This is a genomic window from Tardiphaga sp. 285_C5_N1_2 (assembly GCF_052076065.1).
GTDB lineage: Bacteria > Pseudomonadota > Alphaproteobacteria > Rhizobiales > Xanthobacteraceae > Tardiphaga > Tardiphaga robiniae.
The window spans coordinates 430224-452427 of record NZ_CP197241.1; the positions used below are offsets into that span (position 1 = coordinate 430224).

Genomic DNA, 22204 nt, shown 5'->3' on the forward strand with positions numbered 1-22204 from the left:
TTCAACGCCATCGCGCAGCGTTGCAAACGAGACGCACTCAGCGCGCTCAACATGAACGGATGTTAAGTTCGGTTAAGGAATTGGCGTAGTCTGGGGCTGGCGTGGAGTGCTGAACTACACCAGCGTCATGGTCCTGTAGTCGTCCTCTCGTGCGGCTGTCATCTCGCTCTCGGTGTCTTCTTCCGCGAGAGGAAGGATCCCGTAAACGCTACAGCTAGCGACGAATCACGAGCAGCCCGGGTGACTGGCGCTCGACTCAAGCACGCAATTGCGCGCCTGGCTGGGCGATGACAGTCGAGTGTGAGGAAGCCAGAGAGTGGAGCTGCGCGAGCACGCAGCGATCAGCCGCGGCGGGTGAACGGCTCGATCCGTGCGGCGGTGCGCAGGAAGGCGACCATGATGGCGACGCCGCACAGGAACAGGCAGACCTGCAGGATGTGCTCGCCGGTGGTGGAGAGGCCGAACAGGATCGACAGCGCCCAGCCGCCCGCGAAGGCGGCGCCGAACACTTCCGCGCCGATCAGGATCGCCGCCGAGATGACGGTGATGACGCTGGGCCAGTAGATGCGGCGAGGGGCGGTGGAGGTGGTCATAATCTCAAGGTCCTGTTTCGGGCCGCAATCTCTCCGAAAAAGCCTGCTGCGGCAAGCACTAAAGGGCCCAAAAAAGCCCCATCGCGTGGTATAGATCGACGCATTCTATGGGCTTCAAAGCAGGATTTCTTATGTCAGAAACGTCGGTCTCGCCGGTTGCGTCGAAAGGTCTCGAAAATCCGCTTCTGAAAGCCTGGCAGACCCCGTTTGAGACCCCGCCGTTCGACGAGATCAAGCCCGAGCACTTCATGCCGGCCTTCGAACAGGCGTTTTTCGACCATTCGGCCGAGATTGCCGCGATCGTGAACGATCCGGCCGCACCTGACTTCGCCAATACGATCACGGCGCTGGAGCGCTCCGGCAAGTTGCTCAGCCGTGTGGCATCGGTGTTCTACGATCTGGTGTCGGCGCATTCCAATCCGGCGATCCTGGAGATCGACAAGGACGTGTCGTCGCGGATGGCGCGGCACTGGAATCCGATCATGATGAATGCCGTGTTGTTCGGCCGCATCGTGGCGCTGCACGACAAACGCGCCGAGCTCGGCCTCACCACCGAACAGATGCGTCTCCTGGAGCGGACCTATACCCGCTTCCACCGCTCCGGCGCCGGCCTCGACGAGACCGCCAAGGCGCGGATGGCTGAGATCAACGAGCGTCTCGCGCATCTCGGCACCAGTTTCAGCCATCATCTGCTCGGCGACGAGCAGAAGTGGTTCATGGAGCTGGGCGAAGGCGATCTCGATGGGCTCGCCGAGAGCTTCGTCGCCTCGGCCAGGGCCTCGGCTGACGAGCGCGGCATGACTGGCAAGGCGATCATCACCACGTCGCGGTCCTCGATGGAGCCGTTCCTGAAAAGCGCGGCGCGGCGCGACCTGCGCGAGAGGGCCTACAAGGCCTTCATCCAGCGCGGCAACAACGGCAATGCCAATGACAACAACGAGACCATCGTCGAAATCCTGAAGCTGCGCGAGGAGACCGCGAAGATCCTGGGCTTCCCGACCTTCGCGGCCTATCGCCTGGAAGACTCCATGGCAAAGACGCCGGAGGCCGTGCGCGGGCTGCTGGAGCGGGTCTGGAAGCCGGCACGCGCACGCGCGCTCGCCGACCGCGATGCGCTGCAGGAGCTGATCGCGGAGGAGGGCGGCAACTTCAAGCTCGCCGCCTGGGACTGGCGCTATTATGCCGAAAAGCTGCGCCAGCGCCGCGCCAATTTCGATGATGCGGCGATCAAGCCGTATCTGACGCTCGACAACATGATCGCGGCGCAATTCGACACCGCGACGCGTCTGTTTGGTATCACCTTCGCCGAGCGCAAGGACGTGCCGGTCTGGCATCCGGATGTCCGCGTCTGGGAGGTCAAGGATGCCGCGGGCGCGCTCAAGGCGATCTTCTATGGCGACTACTTCGCCCGCCCGTCGAAGCGCTCCGGTGCCTGGATGACCTCGCTGCGCGACCAGCAGAAGCTCGACGGCGACGTGGCGCCGCTGGTGCTGAATATCTGCAACTTCGCCAAGGGCACAGACGGCCAGCCGTCATTGCTGTCGCCGGACGATGCGCGCACGCTGTTCCATGAATTCGGCCATGGCTTGCACGGCATGCTCTCGAACGTCACCTATCCCTCGCTGTCGGGCACCTCGGTGTTCACCGACTTCGTCGAACTGCCGTCGCAGCTCTATGAACACTGGCAGGAGCAGCCGCAGGTGCTGCAGACTTTCGCCAAGCACTACCAGACCGGCGAGCCGCTGCCCGACGATCTGCTGAAGCGGTTCATCGCTGCCCGCAAGTTCAACCAGGGCTTTGCCACGGTGGAGTTCGTTTCGTCGGCGCTGATCGACCTCGAATTCCACACCCAGCCGGCGTCTGCTTCGGCAGATGTCGCGGCCTTCGAGAAGAAGGAACTGGAGAAGATCGGCATGCCCGAGGAAATCGCGCTGCGACACCGGCCGACGCAGTTCGGGCACATCTTCTCCGGCGATCATTATGCGTCTGGCTACTACAGCTACATGTGGTCCGAAGTGATGGATGCGGACGCCTTCGGCGCCTTCGAGGAAGCCGGCAACATCTTCGATCCCGCAGTGGCCAAGCGGCTGCATGACGACATCTATTCGTCGGGCGGTTCGGTCGATCCGGAGGCGGCCTATATAGCGTTCCGCGGCCGTGCCCCCGCGCCGGATGCGCTGCTGCGGCGGCGCGGGTTGCTGGAAGAGCCTGAGGCGGCGTGAGGTGATGCTTCTGATGAACCGCTTTTTGGGTTTGATCGCGATCATGACTGCGCTGGCCAGCGGCATCACTGCTGCCTCCGCCCACCCGCATGTCTTCGTCACGGCATCGAGCGAACTGATCTACGCGCCGGACGGCACGATCACAGGTGTGCGTCATGCCTGGGTGTTCGACGACATGTTCTCGACCTATGCGCTGCAGGGCATCGAGAGCAAGACAAAGGGCGTCTATACCCGCGAGGAACTGGCGCCGCTGGCACAGACCAATGTGGAGTCGCTGAAGGAATTCGCCTTCTTCACCTTCGCCAAGGTGGAAGGCAAGAAGCAGCGCTTCAACGATCCCGTCGACTACTATCTGGAAAAGCGTGATGCAGCTTTGGTGCTGCACTTCACGCTGCCCTTCAAGACGCCGTTCAAGGCCAAGAAGATGGAGCTCGAAATCTTCGATCCAAGCTTCTTCGTCGATTTCGGCCTTGAGAAGAAGGATCCGATCAAGCTCGCCGGCGCGCCGGCCTCCTGTACGACGGCGATCCAGCGCCCGTCGGACGGCGCCGCCAAGGCGCAGACCATGAACGAAGACACTTTCATGAATGGCGAGAACAGCAATTACGGCGCCATGTTCGCCAATAAGATCACGGTCGATTGCCCATGAGTGTAACTTCATCGACAGGTCTCTCTCCGCGTCATGCCCGGGCTTGTCCCGGGCATCCACGCCTAGACACCGGCATCCGGAAGACGTGGATGGCCGGGACAAGCCCGGCCATGACGAGCGGATGGAGTGTCGTTCTTGTTTGTGCGGCAGTGCTGGTCGTCGCCGCCATGACCGACGCTTCGCTGCATCACGCTCTGGCGCAGAATCCGTTCGGTGCGCCGAAAGGCGTGCCGGACTCGCAAGTCGGCGGCATCATCGGCTGGTTGCTCACCAAGCAGTCCGAATTCTACCGGGCGATGTCGGCGACCATCCGTGCCGCAAAATCCGACGGCAGCGCGGTGTGGACGCTGCTGGCGATCTCCTTTGCCTACGGTATCTTCCACGCCGCCGGCCCCGGCCATGGCAAGGCGGTGATCTCGTCCTATCTGGTCGCCAATGAAGAGACCGCCAAGCGCGGTATCATATTGTCCTTCGTCTCGGCGCTGATGCAGGCGCTGGTGGCGGTGTTGATCGTGGGCATTGGCGCATGGCTGCTGAATGTCACGGCGAAGACCATGTGCAGCACCGAGCGCTGGGTGGAGATTGCGAGCTACGGGCTGATCGCGGCGTTCGGCGCGCGGCTGGTCTGGACCAAGGGGCGCGGCTTTGTCCGCGCCTTGCGACCGTCGCTGCCGGCCGCTGGCCCGCAGCTCGCGATGGCGCATGCCAGCGCGTCCGCGCATACGCACGATCACGGCCATGACCACCATCACCACGACCATCATCATGGCCACGCGCATGCTCATGCGCACGCCCATACGGCGCATGCTGAGGCGACGGCTTCAGCACATGTGCACCATGACGACAGTCATCATGATCACGTTCATGACGAGCATTGCGGCCATTCCCACGGTCCGACGCCGGATCAGCTCGCAGGCCCCGGCGGCTGGGCGCGTGGATTATCGGCGGTGTTCACGGTGGGCATCCGGCCGTGTTCCGGCGCGATCCTCGTGCTGGTCTTCGCGCTGGCGCAGGGCATGTTCTGGGCAGGCATCGCTGCGACTTTCGTGATGGGCCTGGGAACCGCGATCACCGTGGCGACCATTGCCGTCCTCGCCGTCTCCGCCAAGGGTCTCGCCGGCCGTCTGGCCGGTGGCCGCGATGGCAGTGGCGCGCTGGTGATGCGGGGGATTGAGTTCGGCGCGGCGGCGCTGGTGATGCTGTTCGGCGTTGGCCTGCTGCTGGGCTATGTCGCGGCCGAACGCGTCACCTGTTTCTGATCGCTGTCCTGCCCTGATGGACAGTCCGTCGTCTTGACAAGGTCCAGCCAAAGCGCGAAGCCACCGGCATCATGACAAATGTCGTTTCCCTTGAGCAGCCACCGGCCTCCACCCTGGAGATACCGGAACGCGTCGGCGTCTTGCTGGTCAATCTCGGAACTCCCGACACGGCGGATACCCGCGGCGTGCGTGTCTATCTCAGAGAGTTCCTGTCCGATCCACGCGTGATCGAGAACCAGGGCCTGCTGTGGAAGCTGATCCTCAATGGCATCATCCTGACCACGCGGCCGCGCCGCAAGGCCAAGGACTATCTGAAGATCTGGAACACGGAGAAGAACGAGTCTCCGCTGAAGACGATCACGCGTGCGCAGTCCGACAAGCTCGCAGCCTCGCTCGATAGTCATACCCATCTCGTGGTGGATTGGGCGATGCGCTACGGCAATCCGTCGATCCGTTCCCGCATCGCTGAACTCACCGCAAAAGGCTGCGACCGCATTCTGGTGGTGCCGCTCTATCCGCAATATTCGGCGGCGACCTCTGCGACTGTCTGCGACGAAGTGTTCCGCGTGCTCGGCACCATGCGGGCGCAGCCGACCCTGCGGGTCACGCCGCCTTATTATGATGAGCCGGATTATATCGACGCGCTGGCGATCTCGATCGAGAAGCATCTGGCGACGCTGTCCTTCGTGCCGGAAATGATCGTGGCGTCGTTCCACGGCATGCCGCAGAAATATATCGACAAGGGCGATCCCTATCAGGCGCAATGCGTGGCCACAACCGAAGCGCTGCGCAAGCGGCTCGGACCGGACGCGCCGAAGCTGCTGCTGACCTTCCAGTCCCGTTTCGGCTTCGATGCCTGGCTTCAGCCGTATACGGACAAGACCATCGAGCAGCTCGCCAAGGACGGCGTGCGTCGCATTGCCGTCGTAATGCCTGGCTTCTCGGCCGACTGCCTGGAGACGCTGGAAGAAATCGCGCAGGAGAATTGCGAGATCTTCATGCATAATGGCGGCGAGCAATTCTCTGCGATCCCCTGCCTCAACGACAGCGACGAGGGCATGGACACGATCCGCCAGCTTGTGCTGCGCGAGCTGCAGGGCTGGATCTAAGGGCGCTCCAACCCATCCACGTCATTGCGAGCGCAGCGAAGCAATCCAGAAGCCACAAGCGAAGACTGGATTGCTTCGTCGCAAGGGCTCCTCGCAATGACGGCTGAGAGGTCCGTGGCTCGCGATCACGTCGGCGCTCTCGCTTTTCCCGATTTCGAACCTTAAAATCCTCCACGTCGACAAAACAACGAGGCGCCATATGTTGCGCGTCCATTTTGCCGCAGGGAGACTTTGATGTCCGGTTACGACATTTTCGCCATCGCCGTTGTGCTGCTGATCATCTTCACGCTGTTTGCCGGTGTGAAGACCGTACCGCAGGGCTATGACTGGACCATTGAGCGCTTCGGCAAGTTCACCCGCACGCTGTCGCCGGGCCTCAACCTCATCATTCCTTATTTCGACCGCGTCGGTCGCAAGATGAACATGATGGAGCAGGTGATCAGCATCCCCGAGCAGGAAGTAATCACCAAGGACAACGCCACCGTCACCGTGGACGGCGTCGCGTTCTTCCAGGTGTTCGACGCGGCCAAGGCAAGCTACGAGGTCTCCGACCTCAATCAGGCGATCATCGTGCTGACCATGACCAATATCCGTTCGGTGATGGGCTCGATGGATCTCGACCAGGTGCTGTCGCATCGCGACGAGATCAACGAGCGGCTGCTGCGCGTCGTCGATGCCGCCGTCTCCCCATGGGGCCTCAAGGTCAACCGTATCGAAATCAAGGACATCGTGCCGCCGGCCGATCTGGTCGAGGCGATGGGCCGGCAGATGAAGGCGGAGCGTGTCAAGCGCGCCGACATTCTGCAGGCCGAGGGTCAGCGCCAGTCGGAAATTCTCCGTGCCGAAGGTGCCAAGCAGGGCCAGATCCTGCAGGCGGAAGGGCGCCGCGAGGCTGCGTTCCGTGACGCCGAGGCACGCGAGCGTTCCGCAGAGGCCGAAGCCAACGCAACGCGGGTGGTGTCGGAGGCGATTTCGAAGGGTGACGTTGCGGCGCTGAATTACTTCATCGCCGACAAATACATCAAGGCATTCGGCCAGCTTGCGGAATCGCCGAACCAGAAGGTCATCATGCTGCCGGTGGAAGCCATGAGCATGCTGGGCTCGCTGGCCGGTATCGGCGAGATCGCCAAGGCGACCTTCGGCGAGAACTCGACCTCGGCCCAGGCTGCCGCGCGCCGCAGCGGATCAGTGCCGCCGGCGGGTACAACGCCGCCGCGCAGCTAGGGATTTCGCAATGGCCGAAATGTTCGTCACTTTGGGGAGCTGGAACTGGCTGATCTTCGGCGTGCTTCTGATGGCGCTGGAGCTGCTGGCGCCCGGCGTCTTCATGTTCTGGCTCGGGCTGTCCGCATTCCTGGTCGGCGTGCTGTCCTTCATCGTTACGCCGTCATGGCAGGTGCAGATCCTGCTGTTCGGATTGTTCGCCGTCGCCGCCGTGCCGCTATGGCGACGCATCGCGCGTCAGAAGCCCGGCGCCAATCCGAATCCGTTCCTCAACAAGCGCAGCGATGCGCTGGTCGGCCGTATCTGCACGCTGGATCGGCCGATTATCGACGGCGAGGGCATCGTGCGGATCGACGACACAGTGTGGCGCGTCAGCGGGCCGGATACGCCCGCGGGGACGCGGGTGAAGATCGTGAAGGCGGATGGGGCCAGTCTGACGGTGGACGTGGCCTGATCAGTCAGCCGCCAGCGATTTGCTCCACCGCTCCGCAAAGTGATGCAGTGGCAGGAAGGTGTCCTGCAACTCCCGGCCTGTATCCGTCAGCCCATAGCCGTCCGGCTGCAGCGCGATTAGACCCGCGTCTCTGAGATCGCTCAGGCGTGCCTGGAGAACGGTAGGGGACGCGTCGTCGCAAGCCTCGCGCAGCGCCCGCGAGGTCAGGGAGCGCTCACGCAACTCCCAGAGAATGCGCAGCGTCCATCGCCGGCCCAGCAGGTCGAGCAGCGCCATGATCGGTCGGCCGGTCGTTGAGCCGCGCACACCGCGTCTGGGCGGCTTGGAAACGGACTTTGCCATCACATTACTCTCTTGCAGGGCGCTACAGAATATGTAGCATGTCGCTACGATTATTGTAGCGCAGGAGTTGGGCATGTCACGCATCGCGCCGCTGCAGCCGCCTTATGCTTCCGACATTCAGACGCAATTCGATGCGATCATGCGCGGGGCGCCGCCGCTGATGCTGTTTCGCGTGATCGCCGGTCATCCGAGGGCATGGAGCAAATTTCGCGCAGCTGGCCTGCTTGATCGTGGACCGCTGTCGCTGCGGGAGCGCGAGATTGTCATAGATCGCACCTGCGCACTGAGCGGATGCGAATATGAATGGGGCGTCCATGTCGCGACCTTTGCAGAAGCGGCGAAACTGACGGAAGCTGAGGTGAAGGCGACCGTTGACGGTGACTCACAGGCGACATGCTGGTCGTCAGCGGAACAAGCTCTGATCGCGGCAGTCGATGCGCTGCATCACCGCGCCACGCTCAGCGATGAGGAGTTCAAGACGCTGGCCGCTCACTACGATGACGCGAAAATCTTCGAGATCATCCTGCTGTGTGGATTCTATCGTACGGTGTCGTACATCGCGAACGGCTTGGCATTGCCACTCGAAGCGAATGCGGCAAGGTTCCTGCGAACTGCAAGCTAACGTGGCTTACGCCACGCCCGCCCGTAGCAGATCGTGCAGATGCACGATGCCGACGGGCTTTCTGGCGTCCGTCACCAGCAGCGCGGTGATCTTCGACGAGTTGAGGATTTCCAGCGCCTCGCCGGCGAGCAGGTCGCGGCTGATGGTCTTGGGATTCTTGGTCATGACTTCATCGACCGAAACCGTCATCAGGTCGGCGCGCATGTGACGGCGGAGATCGCCGTCGGTGACGATGCCGACCACATGGCCGTTGCCATCGGTGATGCCAACGCAGCCAAAGCCCTTCGAGGACATTTCCACCAGCGCATCGGACATCTTGGTGCCGAGCGGCTTGAGCGGCACGGCGTCGCCTGAATGCATGAGGTCGCGGGTGTATTTCAGCATTGCGCCGAGCTTGCCGCCGGGATGTAGCACGCTGAAATCCACCGACGTAAAGCCACGGCCTTCCAGCAGCGCGATCGCCAGCGCATCGCCCATCGCCAGCATCATCAGCGACGACGTCGTGGGCGCGAGATTATGCGGGCAGGCCTCGCGCGCCTTCGGCAGCGTCAGCGCGACATCGGCGGCCTCGGCCAGCGTCGAGGTGGCTTCGGAGGTGATCGCGACCACGCCGATCCTGAAACGCTTGGCATAGGTGATAAGGTTCTTCATCTCCGGCTGCTCGCCGGACCAGGACAGCGCCATGATGACGTCGTCGGGCGTGATCATGCCGAGATCGCCATGGCTGGCTTCGGCGGCGTGCACGAAAAAGGCGGGTGTACCGGTCGATGCGAAGGTCGCGGCGATCTTGCGGCCAATATGACCGGACTTGCCGAGGCCCGTGATGATCAGGCGGCCTTTGGCCTTGAGGATCAGGTCGGCGGCCGCGACGAAGGCCGGGCCGAGGTCGGATTGCAGCGCGGTGGCCAGCGCAGTGACGCCGCTGGCTTCGGCCTCCAGCGTACGCAGCGCCGAGGCAATCGCTTCAATGGCCTGATCGCTCATCGCTGCCGTCGTTTTCGTCGGAAGGCCGGGTGTCTTGGAGAGGGGCATCAATAGCATCCTGGGGCCGTAAATTGTCCGGCTGTGTCGCCGTCCTCTTAGCACGGCTGGGCCTGCCTGGCGAAACCCCGCCGATGCGATCTCAACGGGCCATTAACCATAAGCGTTTTAACTCCCTTAACCATGAGTTGTCGCGCGCGCCTCCGGCGTCGCTCTTGGTTGATTTTGTAAGCTTTTGATAGTGTTGGAGTTTTTCTGATCGTGAGGATGGGTCGAGTACGCGACCGCCGCAACCGCGCCTGGGCCAACGGCGCGGTTTCGGCATGTCTGTGCCTGAGCCTCCTCACGCCATCTCCGGCATTCTCGCAAGCATTGACGTCAGACCTGCTGGCGCCGGTCCCGGGCGGTTTCGTGTCACCGCAGAATCTGCCGACGCGCCGAACGACGGATGCGCCGCTCCAGCCAACTGGAACGCTGCAGACCAGCCAGCTATCGCCGGATCGCATCCCGCAATCGATCATCACGCCGCCGCTGCCCGCTGCATCGGGCGCCGCCGGCACCGGGTTCGATGCGCTCAACCGCAAGCGCAAGCAGACCAAATATTATCCGGGCGCGAAGAAGCCGAAGCCGCCAGTGGGCCCCGGCAGCCCGCCGCCGCCGCTGGTGCCCGAGACGCGGCCGTCACCGCCATCGGCCAAGGCCGCCAAGCCCCCCGTTGCGCCGTCGGTTGCCGGCACCGTGGTGGGTCAGCCGCCGCGCCGGCGATTGCCGATTGATCCCGATCCTTATGCCCCGACCGGCGTGCGCGTCGGCAGCTTTCTCGTGAAGTCAGCCGTGGAAATCTATGGCGGTTTCGACAACAATCCGGCGCGTTTCGTGCAGCCGAAGGGGTCGTCGTTCTACAAGGTCGCGCCGGAGCTGCTGGCCGCAACCGACTGGACGCGGCACTCGATCATCGTGGATCTGCGCGGATCCTTCACCGGCTATGAGAAGCAGTTTCCCGCAGCGCCATTCCAGACTTCGCCGGCACCCGAAAATGTCGATCGCGCCGAATTCAACGGCAAGATCGCCGGTCGTCTCGATGTCGCCCGCGACCTGCGCGTTAACAGCGAAATGCGTATGCGGGTCGGCGCGGATAATCCGGGCAGCCCGAACATTCAGGCCGGCTTGAAGGAGTTCCCGCTGTTCACGACGACTGGTGGGTCGCTGGGGGTCGAGAAGGACTTCAACCGCCTTCAGATCAAGGTCGATGGTCTCGTCGATCGCACTGTCTATCAGGATTCGAAACTGACCGACGGCACCCAGACCAACAACAATGACCGTAATTTCAATCAGTATGGCGGCGTCGGCCGCGCCACCTATGAAGTGCTGCCGGGTCTGAAGCCGTTCGCCGAAGTCCAAGGCGATGTGCGCGTGCACGACGATCGGGCGGATCGCTTCGGCTATCTCAGGGATTCCAGCGGCGGCTATATCAAGGCCGGCACGACGTTTGAATTCACGCGTCTACTGACGGGCGAAGCCTCAATCGGTTATGCAGCGCGCAGCTATACGGATACGCGGCTGGAGGTTCTCAAGGGCCTGCTGACGTCAGCGTCGCTGATCTGGACGGCCACACCGCTGACGACTGCGAAATTCGTTTCGACCACGTCGATCGACGAGACCACCGTGCCCGGCGTTCCCGGCATTCTCACACGCACCTATACGGTTGAGGTCAATCACGACTTCCGGCGCTGGCTGACGGCCACGGGCAAGTTCACTTACGTGACGCAGGACTATCAGGAAAACTTCCGCTTCGATAAGATCTACTCGCTGCAGGGTGATCTCGTTTACAAGCTGAACCGTGAAATCCAGCTCAAGGCGCAGGTGCGCCGCGATATCCTGGATTCAAACATCCTTGGCGCGAGCACGGCCTCGACGGTGGTGATGCTGGGTGTGAGACTGCAGCGATAGCGGTCAAAAATCGCTGGGCGCCACGTCGCTCGTCCTAATTCCACTTCCGCATGAACTTGGCCGTCTTCCGGCGAAATTTCACACCGGAGCCATCGGGCAATCGGATGGCGATGAAGCCGGCTGCGATACAGGCCTCGCGCTGCGGCATGTGCTCATCGGGCGCGCGCTCGGTCTCCCACCACGAGGCCCGGTGCGACGCGCGCGGCAGCGCGTCGTCGATGATCTCCTCGATCGCATCCATGCTCAGCACGAATTCGTCCTTGGTCTGGCTGGCCAGGTAGGCGCGGAGCAGGTCGTAGTCAGGCACGGAATTGTCCTCGGTATAATCTCGCAAACGTCATACGCGCCCGCGCGATCAGGCGCTACAGCGCGATTTCGGTAAATCGACATCGGAAGTGCGTCATCCGAGCATTTTCCGCAACCGTTCGTTAACGCCGTGTGGAACCCAAAGCCGGTACTTAAGCGCTCGGCAAGCATTCGCGTGCGATCCGTGGGGTACGGAGCACATGATGAAGTCGGGCAATGCAAGCACGGGAATTCGACGCTGGCCGTTATCGGCCAAGCTGTTGATTCTGTCGTCGCTGGTCACGATCATTGGCTTTTCGGCCGTTTGCGGCACTGTGATGCTCGATATGCGCCGCGGCGAGGAAGCGCTCGCGCGACAGACTGCCGAGAACCTCGCCACCTCCATCGATTCTGATATAGGTCGAACCGTTGAACAATACGATCTGTCGTTGCGCGCTGTCATTTCCGGCATCAATACGCCCGAGATCGACAAGCTCAGCAAGGAAATGCGCCAGCTGATCCTGTTCGACAATGCGGCATCAGCGCGCCAGTTCGCATCCATTCAGGTGTTCGATGCGCATGGCGATCTTATCATCGATGCGGCATCGCTCGATCCTGCCAAGCAGAGCAGTGCCGACGAAGAGTTCTTCAAGGTACACAAGTTCGACGGCGAGCGCGGGCTCTATGTCAGCAAACCGATGCTGCACCGGGGCGCGTATTCCGTCGTGCTGAGCCGCCGCATCACCGACGTCGATGGCAATTTTGCCGGCGTCGTCGCGGGTGCCATCCGGTTCGCCTATTTTCATGATCTGTTCGGCCGCTTGCGGCTGAACAAGGACGACAACATCACAGTGATCCGCCGCGACGGCGTCGTCATCATGCGTACGCCGTTCGATCTCGACGTGGTCGGCAGGGATCTGAGCAAGACCCCCGGCGTGATGCGGGCGCTGAGCCGGTCCAACGGGTCGTATTCGGGCGTCGGTGTCGTTGACCAGATCGAGCGCCTCTATGTGTGGCGCGACAGCGGTCGGCCGTTGCTCGTGATCGTCGGCCGGCCGTGGGCCGGCATCTACAGTCTGTGGTATCAGCAGGCGATCAAGATCGGCGGCATCATGCTGGCGCTGATTATCTTCATCACCGCGGTGACACTGTTTCTGGCACGCGAAATAGGCCGCCGCGCACACGCAGAGCACAAGCTCGAAGAACTGGCCACGACCGATGGTCTCACTGGACTGCGCAATCGCCGCAAATTCGATGCGGCGATGGAGCTGGAATGGCGTCGCGCCATCAGGCATTCACGGCCGATGGCACTGCTGTTGATCGACGCCGACCATTTCAAGGTTTTCAACGACAGCTTCGGTCATCAATCCGGAGACACTGCCCTGATCGCGATCGCGAATTGCATCGCAGGAGCGGCGAAGCGGGCCGGCGACTGTGCCGCGCGCTATGGCGGGGAAGAGTTCGCCGTGCTGCTGCCCGGTGCGACCGTGCAGGATGCCTATGAGGTTGCCGAAACCATTCGACGTCGCGTCGAACAGGTGCCGGCCGATCCTGCGATGCTCACGGTCAGCATCGGCGTCGCCAGCGTGAAGCCGCTGGTGACGATGGAGTGGACGGGACTGGTCGAAGCTGCCGACAAGGCGCTCTATGCGGCGAAGGCCGCAGGCCGCAACCAGTGTGTCATCGCAGGCGATGCGCACCAGGCGATTGCAGCCTAGCGCTTACTCTCCGAGGTAACGCAGCATTTCGGCGCGCAGACCTTCGCGCAGATCAGGGCGTTGCAGGCCGAACGCGATATTGGCGCGCAGGAAGCCCGACTTCGAACCGCAATCGTGCCGCTCGCCTTCGAATTCCACGCCGTAGAACGACTGGCTCTTGGCGAGGCCGATCATCGCATCGGTGAGCTGGATTTCGCCACCCGCGCCGCGCTCCTGGGTCTCCAAAATCTTGAATATCTCCGGCTGCAGGATGTAGCGGCCGGTAATCGAAAGGTTGGACGGCGCGGTGCCCTTCGGGGGTTTCTCGACCATGCCGTCGATGGTGAAAGCGGCTTCGTGAGTTGGGTGGCGCTCGCCGACACCGCAGATGCCGTATTGATGCGTCATGTCCATCGGGACTTCCTCGACGGCAACGAGGTTGGACTTTTCGCCAAGCGCTCCCGCGATATCGACCATCTGCTTCAGGCAGCCCGGGGAATTCAGCACCAGTTCGTCCGGCAGCACCACGGCGAAGGGCTCATTGCCGACGATATCGCGGGCACACCACACAGCATGGCCAAGCCCGAGCGGCGCCTGCTGGCGCGTGAAGCTCATGGCGCCGGCGGCAGGCTGGGACAGCGCCAGCTGTTCGATCTCGGCAGACTTGTTGCGGCTCTTGAGTGTCTCGTCGAGCTCGAACATGCGGTCGAAGTGATCTTCGATGATGCCCTTGTTGCGGCCGGTAACGAAGATGAAATGTTCGATGCCGGCCTCGCGGGCTTCGTCGACCACATATTGGATCAACGGCCGATCGACGATAGTCAGCATTTCCTTCGGCATCGCCTTGGTGGCGGGAAGGACGCGGGTGCCGAGGCCGGCGACCGGAAAAACGGCTTTGCGAATTTTCATCAGGGGACTTTGCAATGACCTTGGAGGGGAACGACGCAGGCAGGCCAACGAAGATTGCGCCTGCTGGTTCCGTTTGCAACCGGGAACAAAGGCGGATGTGTGGTGCCGGGCTACATGTCTGCAATTATCCTTTCTGCCGCGCGGCACGTTCGCCCAGCCACGCAAAACTGGAATAGTGTTAAGCTGATGGAAACCCTCGCCGGGCCTCCTGTCATGCCACAGTCATGACCAAATTCCGGTCAGATTCCCGAGATGGATAGTGATGAAATCTGCGACGAAGATGGCGCGTAGCCTGACATGCGGTGTAGCTGCGCTCGGCGCAGTTTTGCTTACGGTAACCCTGCCCGTGGCGGCGCAGGCGCAGAGCAAGAGCGGCCCTTTCAGCCTGTTCGACAATATCTTTAGCGGATCGTCGCAGACCCAGGACCCGCCGCCACAGGCGGCACTGCCCGGCGCGCCCGGAGCGCAGCCCTGGAGCGGCGAGGACGGCGCATCCGGCCATCCGCTGATGACTGCACAGGCAATCCGCGAGGCCGCTGGTAATTTCGACAACTGCATTGCCGGACTGTGGCCTGATGCCGCACGCCGCGGCATCTCGCAGGACAGCTATCAGCGTTTCACCGCCGGGCTGACGCCGGATCTGCGAATCATGGACCTGATGGATTCGCAGCCGGAATTCACCAAGGCGATCTGGGACTATCTCGACATCCTGGTGAACGACAACCGAATGGCCAAGGGCCGCGAGGTGCTGGCGCAGTACAAGACCATTTTCGATGCGGCCGAGAAGGCCTACGGCGTCGATCGCTACATCGTCGCGTCGATCTGGGGCATCGAGTCGAACTACTCGACGATGATCGGCGATCGCAGTGTGCTGCGCTCGACGGCGACGCTAGCCTGCGTCGGCCGCCGCCAGGCCTATTTCAAGGATGAGTTTCTGGTTGCTCTGGAAATCCTGCATCGCGGCGATCTGAGGCCTGAACAGATGCGCGGCTCCTGGGCCGGCGCATTCGGCCCGACCCAGTTCATGCCGACCGCGTTCAAACGCTTTGCGGTGGACGGCGACGGCGATGGTCGCCGTGACGTGGTGGACAACCCGACCGATCTGATTTTCTCGACCGCCAACAACTTGAAAAAGGATGGCTGGCAGAGCGGTCAGACCTGGGGCTACGAAGTCGTGGTTCCACAGGGCTTCAACTACATGCTGGCCGACAAGGCCAAGGCGATGACCCTGCCGCAATGGGAGCAGCTTGGCCTCAAGCGGGCGAACAACCAGCCGTTCCCGCGCATGACAGAAAAGGCCTATCTACTCGCGCCCGCCGGTTCGCAGGGGCCGGGCTTCCTGATGCTGACGAATTTCCGCGTCATCATGAAATACAATCCGGCTGAGGCCTATGCGATGGCCATCGGCCATTTCGCCGACCGGTTGCGCGGCGGTCCGCCTTTCGTGCAGCCATGGCCGCGTCAGGAGCGCGTGCTATCCCGCGCAGAACGGCTTGAGCTGCAGCAGCTGCTGGCGCAGCGCGGCTTCTACAAGGGCACGCCGGACGGCCAGTTCGGCGGCCAGACCCGTGAAGCCTTGCGCAATTTCCAGGCCTCCGTCGGCGCGCCTGCTGATGGGTTTGTATCATCGGAGATGCTGGATCGGCTCCGGGTGAGATAAGCGCCCTGCGCAGAGGGCCATAGCGCATAGCATTATACCGCAGTGCAGCATGCATGCTACGCTGGTCTCCTTGGATGCATTCTTTGGGGACTATCGATGTTGAACAGGCGCACGCTGCTGGCCGGATTGTCGGCAAGCCTTCTTCCATTTCAGGCCAAAGCGGCGTGGCCGGAACGGTCCATCACCCTGCTGCACGGTTTCGCGCCGGGCGGCGGCACCGACGCAACCTCGCGTGTGCTTGCCGAAGGTCTGTCGAAAATCCTCGGCCAGACGGTGGTGGTCGAGACCAAGCCTGGTGCCGGCACGACGCTCGCCGGGGCGCAGCTCGCCCGCTCGGCGCCTGACGGCTACACGATCTCGCTGATTACCGCGACCTATGGTGCGTCGTCGGCCTTCTACAAGAGCCTGCCTTACAAACCGGTCGATGACCTCAAGGGCATCTGTCAGGTTTCCGAAGCGCCCTACATGTTCTCGTGTAATGCGGACGCGCCCTTCAAGAATCTCGCCGAGTTGATCGCTTCTGCAAAGAAGCAGCCGGACAAGCCGCTCACTTACGGCACGCCCGGTGTCGGCTCGGGGCCCCATCTGATCGTCGAGCAGATCGGGCAGTTGGCCGGCGTGAAATTTCAGCACATCCCATTTCGCGGCGGCGCGCAGGCCGTGGTCGAAGTCCTCGCGGGTCGCATCGACTTCATGGTCGATCCGCCGATCTCGATGATCGAGCAAATCAAGGCCGGCAAGTTCCGCGCGCTGGCCGTGACCACCGCTGAACGCTTTCCGTCATTCCCGGATATTCCGACCGTGGCCGAGGCAGGTTTCCCCGGTTACGCGGCGCCAGGCTGGTACAGCCTCGTTGGCCCGATCGGCCTTCCCGATGACGTTGTGGCAAGACTGAACGCTGCGACGGTCACATTGCTCAAGGATGAGAGCGTGAAGGAGCGGCTGCTGTCGCTCGGTAGCCAGGCGAAGGCCTCGCAGCCGAAGGAGGTGATCGATCTCCTTGCCTCCGACGTGAAGCGCTGGGGCGAAGTGCTGGAGAAGGCAAAGATCGAGCGGATCTAGAACGCACACAGGCGCGCTGCATCGTGCGGCGCGCCTGTGTTTGAACGGCAGGTTATTCCGCCGCCTGCTGCGCCACCGTCGGCGCATTGCCGGCGACTGTGGCCCGGCGCATGTCGCGCGGCTGCGACTGGTCGTAGCGGCGGACGCGATGCATGGTCTGGCGATTGTCCCACATCACGAGATCATGCAGCGTCCATTTGTGGACATAGACGAATTGCGGCTGCGTGGCGTGTTCGTTGAGATCGCGTAACAATACGCGGGCTTCGGGCACCGACATGCCCTGGATCGCGCCGGCATGCGACGACAGATACAGCGACTTCCGGCCATGCACCGGATGCGTGCGCACCAGCCGCTGCAGCACCGGCTTGAACATCTCTTTCTCTTCGTCAGTGTAGTCGAGAAAGCCGAGCGCGCCGCGCGAGGTCATCAGCGAATGTTCGCAGATCATGTCCTCGATCTCGGCCTTGGTGTCGTTATCAAGCGCATCATAGGCGGCGCGCATGTCAGCGAATTCGGTGTTGCCGCCCTTCGGATTGACCACGCGTGCCGACAGCAGCGAGAATTTCGCCGGAATCGGCCGGAAGGAACTGTCGGAGTGCCACAGGCAGTTGCCCAGATTGAACAGGTGTGTCCGGCTGTCTTTCGGCAGCGGCTTGCCGTCCTTGCCGAGATTGGACACGTCGGCGAGACCCGATGTCAGCCGGTAGTCTTCCTTCTTGGTGACGGAGCCGCCTTTTCGGTTCTCTCGCTCGCCGAAATTCTGCGCGAAAGCGAGTTGCTGTTCGTCGGTGATATCCTGCTTGGGGAATATCAGAACAGCGTAGTCATCCATGCCGCGCTCGATGGCAGCGGCGTCATCGGGGTTGATGGGCCTCGTCAGGTCGACGCCGGTCACTTCGCCGACGAACAAGGGATGTAGTTTGCGGATCGTCACGGGCATTGCAGATTTCCTCCGTGTGGAATGGTTGACCCATTCGATTGCGGCTTCCAGCGATGCCGTGCCGCTTGAGAAAAATGCTACGCCCCCAAAGTGCGAAGTCAACCGGTGTGAATGCCGTTACGCATTGCGTGCCATGAGGCCGCCGTCGACCGGGATCACCGCGCCTGTGATATAGGACGCGGCCGGCAGGCACAGGCTTAGCGTCATATGCGCGACTTCTTCCGGATCGCCATAGCGGCGCAGCACCGTGCGGCGCTTGGCAAAGATCACCTTGTGCTCGTCGCTGATGCGTTCGGTGATCCCCGTCGTGATCGGGCCGGGACAGATGCAGTTCACAGTGATGCCGTCGCGGCCGAGTTCCACTGCGAGTGAGCGCGTAAGCCCGGTGACGCCGGCCTTCGCTGCGGAATAGGGACTGTGCAGTGCGGTGGCGCCGAGCGCTTCGGTGGACGCGATATTAACGATCCGCGGCGAGGGCGACTTGCGCAAGTGAGGCAATGCGGCGCGGATGATGCGCTGGTGCGAGGTCAGCATCACCGCGATGGCGCGATCCCACGCGGTGTCATAGCCGTCCTGGTCGATCGCGGTGGAAACTGAGATGCCGGCATTGTTGACGATGATATCGAGACTCCCGAAATGCGCGGCGACGTCGCTGACCACTGTGCGGATGCGATCGGGATCGGCAACATCGAGCGTCCATGCGTGTGCGCTGCCGCCGCCTGATGTGATCGCGCTCGCGACTGCTGCAATCCCGTCCGCCGAAATATCCGTGACGGCAACATTGGCGCCTTCGTCGCCGAACAAGCGCGCCGTCGCGCGGCCCATGCCGCTTGCAGCGCCGGTGACGAGAACGGTGAGGCCGCGCACCGAGCGGCTGAGTTGTTTGTAATCCGACAAGGCATCCTCCGAATTTTGCGCCTTCATGATGAGGCTTGATTGAAGGCTTGCACCGATCGCCGGCGCGGTCAAACATGCGCCGATAAAATCAAGAAGGACGATCAGGGATGAACGAACTCGATTTCAGCGGCCAGCAGGTGTTCATCGTCGGAGGATCAAGCGGCATCGGCAATGGTATGGCGCAGGCCTTTCGTGCGCGCGGCGCGCATGTGCATGTCTGCGGGACGCGCGCCAAGGCCAGCGACTACACGATCGATGAAGGTTCCGATCTCGACGGCCTCGGCTACAGCCAGCTCGATGTTGGCAGCGCGTCGGCCATCGAGGCCTTCGATCCGAAGCTCGATCGGGTGGATGTGCTGATCCTCGCGCAGGGTGCTGTGATCTATCGCCGCGGTGAATTCGAAATGGATGGCTTCCGCAAGGTGATGGAAGTCAACCTGATGAGCCTGATGGGCTGCGCGACGAAGTTTCACGCGCAACTGAAGGCCAGCAACGGCCGATTGATCATTGTCAGTTCCACCGCGGCCTATCACGCCACCAAGGGAAATCCCTCCTACAATGCGTCGAAGACCGGCGCAGTTGGGCTCACGCGCACATTGGCGCAGGCGTGGTCGGAAGACGGCATTCGCGTCAATGGTATCGCGCCGGGGCTCGTCGACACCAAGATGACAAAGGTCACGACAGCGAATCCGAAGCGGCTGGAAGGCGCGATTGCCAGGATCCCGCTGCAGCGGCTCGGCACGCCTGCCGATATGGCTGGCGCTGCATTGTTCCTGGCGTCGCCGCTGTCATCCTATGTTTGCGGTCATACGCTGGTCGTCGATGGCGGTTTGATCCTTTAAATTCACGGCGCCTGCATCGCGGCGGAACCAGTACTGGCTTCGGGCATTACACCGGCGAGAATTTCCTCACGGAGTAATGGACATGGACAAGGACCGTATTGCGGGCGCAGCCAAGGATGCAGCTGGCAAGGTTGAAGGTGTGATCGGCCGAGCCACGGGCGATGAGCGGACTGAAGCCTCGGGCCGCGCGCGCGAAGCGACGGGCACCGTGCAGAACCTGTATGGCCAAGCCAAGGATGCCGTGCGTGACGCATCGGACGCCGCCACCAGCTATGCCAAGGATGCACTCGACAGCGACGTCTATCGCGACGGCACGCAGGCGATCACCGACAAGGTCCGCGATAATCCGCTGGGCTCGCTGCTCATCGCAGGCGGTATCGGCTTTGCGCTGGCGATGCTGATGACGCGTCCGCCGCGCCGTCGTCCGAACCGTTTCGGTTATTGATCGCAGATCGCGGCAGACATAACGGACGCTGCAGAAGCGTCAGCAATCGCATCTGAGAAAACGTCCCAGAAAATATCCAGAAGCGAAAATCCCTCAGCCCGCAAAGGCTGAGGGATTTTTTTGACTCTGAAGTTTCGCGTCGGAATTTTTCGCGCGGTTAGCGCGTGAAGAAACCGGAGGGGGCGGAGGCGGCGGGGCCGACATTGGCGGGCGGCCGCGGTCCGGGCGCCTGGGCCGGGCGGGGGCGCTGCGGCGCCTGCTGGACGGGCGCGCGGCGCGGCGCATCGTCGAAGCCAAAGAAACTACCGAAGGATGACGGCGCTTCGGTGGCGATGACGGGTTTCGGCTTTTTCTTCGGCGCGGCCGGCGGCGCCATCACCGGAACGATGCCGTCCGGCCCGGTCGCCGCAGCGGTCGTGCCGCTCGTGCCTGATGTGGTCGGGGTGACTGCGGCCACAGGCACATCGCCCTTGGCCTGTTCGCGGCCGATCTCGCGGCGCGGCCAGGCGAAGTCGTCGGCGCGGCCGGCAGGCGCGGCGAGCGGCTCGCCCTTCACCAGCACGCGCGCCACCAGTGCATCGACACTCACCGGCTTCACGCCGGGGCCGCCGAGCAGTTGATCGGTGCCGACCGAGGAGGCGACCAATGGCACGATGGGGCCGGCCAGCGGACGCGGCGCTGGCGCGCCGGGCACGGCATTGAGGTCTGGCGTCGCAGGCTCGCTCGGCAGCGCGATCGGCGCGGAGCGGCCGGAGAGCAAACGGGTAATCTCGCGCTCGACGTAATGCGCCATCTTGCGGGCGCCGGCCCTGGTGAAATAGACGCCGTCGGCCGAACGCAGCCGGCGGATCTGGCCTTCGAAATCCGGGCCCTGCTGCAGGAAGCGGCCGGCCTCGTCGACGAAGCCGTCCCAGATATCGACATAGGTGATGCCGGCCTTGGTCGCGGCGTCGCGATAGAGATTGTCGAGATAGAGCATGTCGGCGGTCGCCTTGGTGCCGCGCACCGCCGGCAGGCCGACCCACAGCACGGGGACGCCCTTCGCCTTCACGACATTGATCATCTCCTCGATCTTCTTCGAGTATAGCTCGCCCCAGCGCTCGTCGCGGAAATCGACCATGCCGCCGGCGCGCGCGCCGCGCTCGGTCACGATCGAACCGGGATCGGGAATATCTGCATCGTCAGCTTCCGGCTCCGCCGGCTTGTCGCCGGGCTTCACTTCCGCGGCGCTGTCTTTCTTTTCGTCCTTCTTGGCGCCCTTCTTCTCGGCGGCCTTGTCGGGCTCGCGGATTGCGACGCGGTCATTGAGGCCGAGCATGACGACAATGGCATCGGGCTTCTCGGTGGCGAGAATGCCCTTGGCCGCTGCCGCCCAATCGGCGGGATCGCCTTTCGGCTGATAGCGCAGCAGGCCGGAGACGGTCTTGTGCTTGCGGATCACGCCCATGTCGGGCTGTTCGGCATAGGCGTCCTCGAGGCCGTAAGCGAGCCAGTCGGCCATGCTGTCGCCGAGCACCAGCACGTTGCGCTCGGCCGGGGCATCGCGTTTTTCCGGCGACGGTGCGCGCGAATAGTCCTCGCGCGGAGCGGCCCGCTTCGGCGCCTGTTGTTGTTGGAACGGCGCGAAAAACGGACTGTCATTGCCGCCGCCAAACCAGCCGAAGCCGCCACCGCCGCCCTGCGGCACATTGCGCTGCGGACGCGGAGGAGGTTGCTGCGGACCACCGAAACCGAAGAACTGCGCCGACGCGGGCGCCACAATGCCGATCAGCAGGCCCAGCGCCACGGCGAGCACCATCAGCGTGCCCTTTTCGGCACGCCAGTGATCGATCCGCCATCTCGGCAAGTTGGGCTTCTGTGACATGCGCCTCGACCGCAATCGCAGGGTCCGCAGACCCGGGTTCCCGCTCGACATACTACCGGATTCGGGCCGCAAGCGGGCAGCCGCGATCCCGCCATCAAGCGCCGCCCGGCGTTAACGTCAAGCAAATCCCGGAACTTTTAGCGGCAGGGTGAACAGCGAGGCCGCAGCCAAGGCCTGTGCCGAACAAAGCGGCAATCC

21 protein-coding genes are annotated in these 22204 nt (G+C 62.8%); 13 read left to right on the forward strand and 8 right to left on the reverse strand.

The genetic code is table 11. The features are described from left to right. Positions 1-341: 341 nt before the first annotated feature. Positions 342-593: a hypothetical protein gene (locus AB7951_RS02030; protein ID WP_068728984.1), complete on the reverse strand. Its 252-nt coding sequence runs from the start codon at positions 591-593 to the stop codon at positions 342-344. 131 nt (positions 594-724) lie between these two features. On the opposite strand from AB7951_RS02030, the gene AB7951_RS02035 reads away from it, so the two are divergent. From AB7951_RS02035 to AB7951_RS02060, 6 genes are all read left to right on the forward strand, one after another. Further along, on the forward strand, positions 725-2815 hold the full coding sequence (locus AB7951_RS02035) for a M3 family metallopeptidase (protein ID WP_120288015.1): 2091 nt from the start codon (positions 725-727) through the stop codon (positions 2813-2815). A gap of 13 nt (positions 2816-2828) precedes the next feature. After that, a complete protein-coding gene (locus tag AB7951_RS02040) occupies positions 2829-3464 on the forward strand; it encodes a DUF1007 family protein (protein WP_439059883.1) in 636 nt (211 codons plus the stop codon). 110 nt (positions 3465-3574) lie between these two features. Next, complete coding sequence (locus AB7951_RS02045; protein WP_120287205.1) at positions 3575-4723, forward strand: nickel/cobalt transporter; 1149 nt, start codon at positions 3575-3577, stop codon at positions 4721-4723. Positions 4724-4794: 71 nt separating this feature from the next. Then, positions 4795-5832 carry a ferrochelatase gene (gene hemH, locus AB7951_RS02050; protein ID WP_120287204.1) on the forward strand — a complete coding sequence of 346 codons (1038 nt, stop codon included), beginning with the start codon at positions 4795-4797 and terminating at the stop codon, positions 5830-5832. Between the two features lie 234 nt (positions 5833-6066). Beyond that, entirely contained in the window at positions 6067-7056 is a 990-nt protein-coding gene (locus AB7951_RS02055) for an SPFH domain-containing protein (RefSeq protein ID WP_089265787.1), read from the forward strand. A gap of 10 nt (positions 7057-7066) precedes the next feature. Next, on the forward strand, positions 7067-7510 hold the full coding sequence (locus tag AB7951_RS02060) for an NfeD family protein (protein WP_120287203.1): 444 nt from the start codon (positions 7067-7069) through the stop codon (positions 7508-7510). Here AB7951_RS02060 and AB7951_RS02065 read toward each other — a convergent pair whose 3' ends face one another. After that, positions 7511-7852, reverse strand: coding sequence for a winged helix-turn-helix transcriptional regulator (locus tag AB7951_RS02065; RefSeq protein ID WP_115032956.1), 342 nt, complete (start codon positions 7850-7852; stop codon positions 7511-7513). It lies immediately after the preceding gene. A 73-nt stretch (positions 7853-7925) separates the two neighbouring features. Between AB7951_RS02065 and AB7951_RS02070 the strand changes: the two genes are divergently transcribed. Further along, positions 7926-8474: a carboxymuconolactone decarboxylase family protein gene (locus tag AB7951_RS02070; protein WP_120287202.1), complete on the forward strand. Its 549-nt coding sequence runs from the start codon at positions 7926-7928 to the stop codon at positions 8472-8474. Between the two features lie 6 nt (positions 8475-8480). Here AB7951_RS02070 and AB7951_RS02075 read toward each other — a convergent pair whose 3' ends face one another. Next, positions 8481-9458 (reverse strand): KpsF/GutQ family sugar-phosphate isomerase, encoded by a 978-nt coding sequence (locus tag AB7951_RS02075; protein ID WP_410001886.1) that lies wholly within the window; start codon positions 9456-9458, stop codon positions 8481-8483. A gap of 264 nt (positions 9459-9722) precedes the next feature. Between AB7951_RS02075 and AB7951_RS02080 the strand changes: the two genes are divergently transcribed. Further along, a complete protein-coding gene (locus AB7951_RS02080; RefSeq protein WP_120287201.1) occupies positions 9723-11405 on the forward strand; it encodes an outer membrane beta-barrel protein in 1683 nt (560 codons plus the stop codon). A 34-nt stretch (positions 11406-11439) separates the two neighbouring features. Here the strand turns inward: AB7951_RS02080 and AB7951_RS02085 are convergent, their stop codons facing one another. Then, positions 11440-11712 carry a hypothetical protein gene (locus AB7951_RS02085; protein WP_089266229.1) on the reverse strand — a complete coding sequence of 91 codons (273 nt, stop codon included), beginning with the start codon at positions 11710-11712 and terminating at the stop codon, positions 11440-11442. A 199-nt stretch (positions 11713-11911) separates the two neighbouring features. On the opposite strand from AB7951_RS02085, the gene AB7951_RS02090 reads away from it, so the two are divergent. Next, positions 11912-13408 carry a sensor domain-containing diguanylate cyclase gene (locus tag AB7951_RS02090; protein ID WP_170849588.1) on the forward strand — a complete coding sequence of 499 codons (1497 nt, stop codon included), beginning with the start codon at positions 11912-11914 and terminating at the stop codon, positions 13406-13408. 3 nt (positions 13409-13411) lie between these two features. Here AB7951_RS02090 and AB7951_RS02095 read toward each other — a convergent pair whose 3' ends face one another. Next, positions 13412-14296 (reverse strand): UTP--glucose-1-phosphate uridylyltransferase, encoded by an 885-nt coding sequence (locus tag AB7951_RS02095; protein WP_068728967.1) that lies wholly within the window; start codon positions 14294-14296, stop codon positions 13412-13414. Between the two features lie 262 nt (positions 14297-14558). Between AB7951_RS02095 and AB7951_RS02100 the strand changes: the two genes are divergently transcribed. Together AB7951_RS02100 and AB7951_RS02105 are read left to right on the forward strand one after the other, a co-directional pair. Next, on the forward strand, positions 14559-15956 hold the full coding sequence (locus tag AB7951_RS02100) for a lytic murein transglycosylase (RefSeq protein WP_441255649.1): 1398 nt from the start codon (positions 14559-14561) through the stop codon (positions 15954-15956). Positions 15957-16052: 96 nt separating this feature from the next. Continuing rightward, positions 16053-17018, forward strand: a complete 966-nt coding sequence (locus tag AB7951_RS02105) for a tripartite tricarboxylate transporter substrate binding protein (RefSeq protein ID WP_120287199.1) — start codon at positions 16053-16055, stop codon at positions 17016-17018. A 52-nt stretch (positions 17019-17070) separates the two neighbouring features. Here the strand turns inward: AB7951_RS02105 and AB7951_RS02110 are convergent, their stop codons facing one another. Both AB7951_RS02110 and AB7951_RS02115 read right to left on the reverse strand, forming a co-directional pair. Then, the gene (locus AB7951_RS02110; RefSeq protein WP_120287198.1) at positions 17071-17958 is read right to left on the reverse strand and encodes a TauD/TfdA dioxygenase family protein; all 888 of its coding nucleotides are present in this window, start codon (positions 17956-17958) and stop codon (positions 17071-17073) included. 117 nt (positions 17959-18075) lie between these two features. Further along, positions 18076-18855, reverse strand: coding sequence for an SDR family oxidoreductase (locus AB7951_RS02115; RefSeq protein WP_199711968.1), 780 nt, complete (start codon positions 18853-18855; stop codon positions 18076-18078). 107 nt (positions 18856-18962) lie between these two features. On the opposite strand from AB7951_RS02115, the gene AB7951_RS02120 reads away from it, so the two are divergent. Together AB7951_RS02120 and AB7951_RS02125 are read left to right on the forward strand one after the other, a co-directional pair. Continuing rightward, positions 18963-19697, forward strand: coding sequence for an SDR family oxidoreductase (locus AB7951_RS02120; RefSeq protein WP_120287197.1), 735 nt, complete (start codon positions 18963-18965; stop codon positions 19695-19697). 82 nt (positions 19698-19779) lie between these two features. Next, positions 19780-20142 carry a CsbD family protein gene (locus AB7951_RS02125; RefSeq protein WP_089266232.1) on the forward strand — a complete coding sequence of 121 codons (363 nt, stop codon included), beginning with the start codon at positions 19780-19782 and terminating at the stop codon, positions 20140-20142. Between the two features lie 157 nt (positions 20143-20299). Here the strand turns inward: AB7951_RS02125 and AB7951_RS02130 are convergent, their stop codons facing one another. After that, positions 20300-22006, reverse strand: coding sequence for a DUF459 domain-containing protein (locus AB7951_RS02130; RefSeq protein ID WP_120287196.1), 1707 nt, complete (start codon positions 22004-22006; stop codon positions 20300-20302). Positions 22007-22204: the final 198 nt, after the last annotated feature.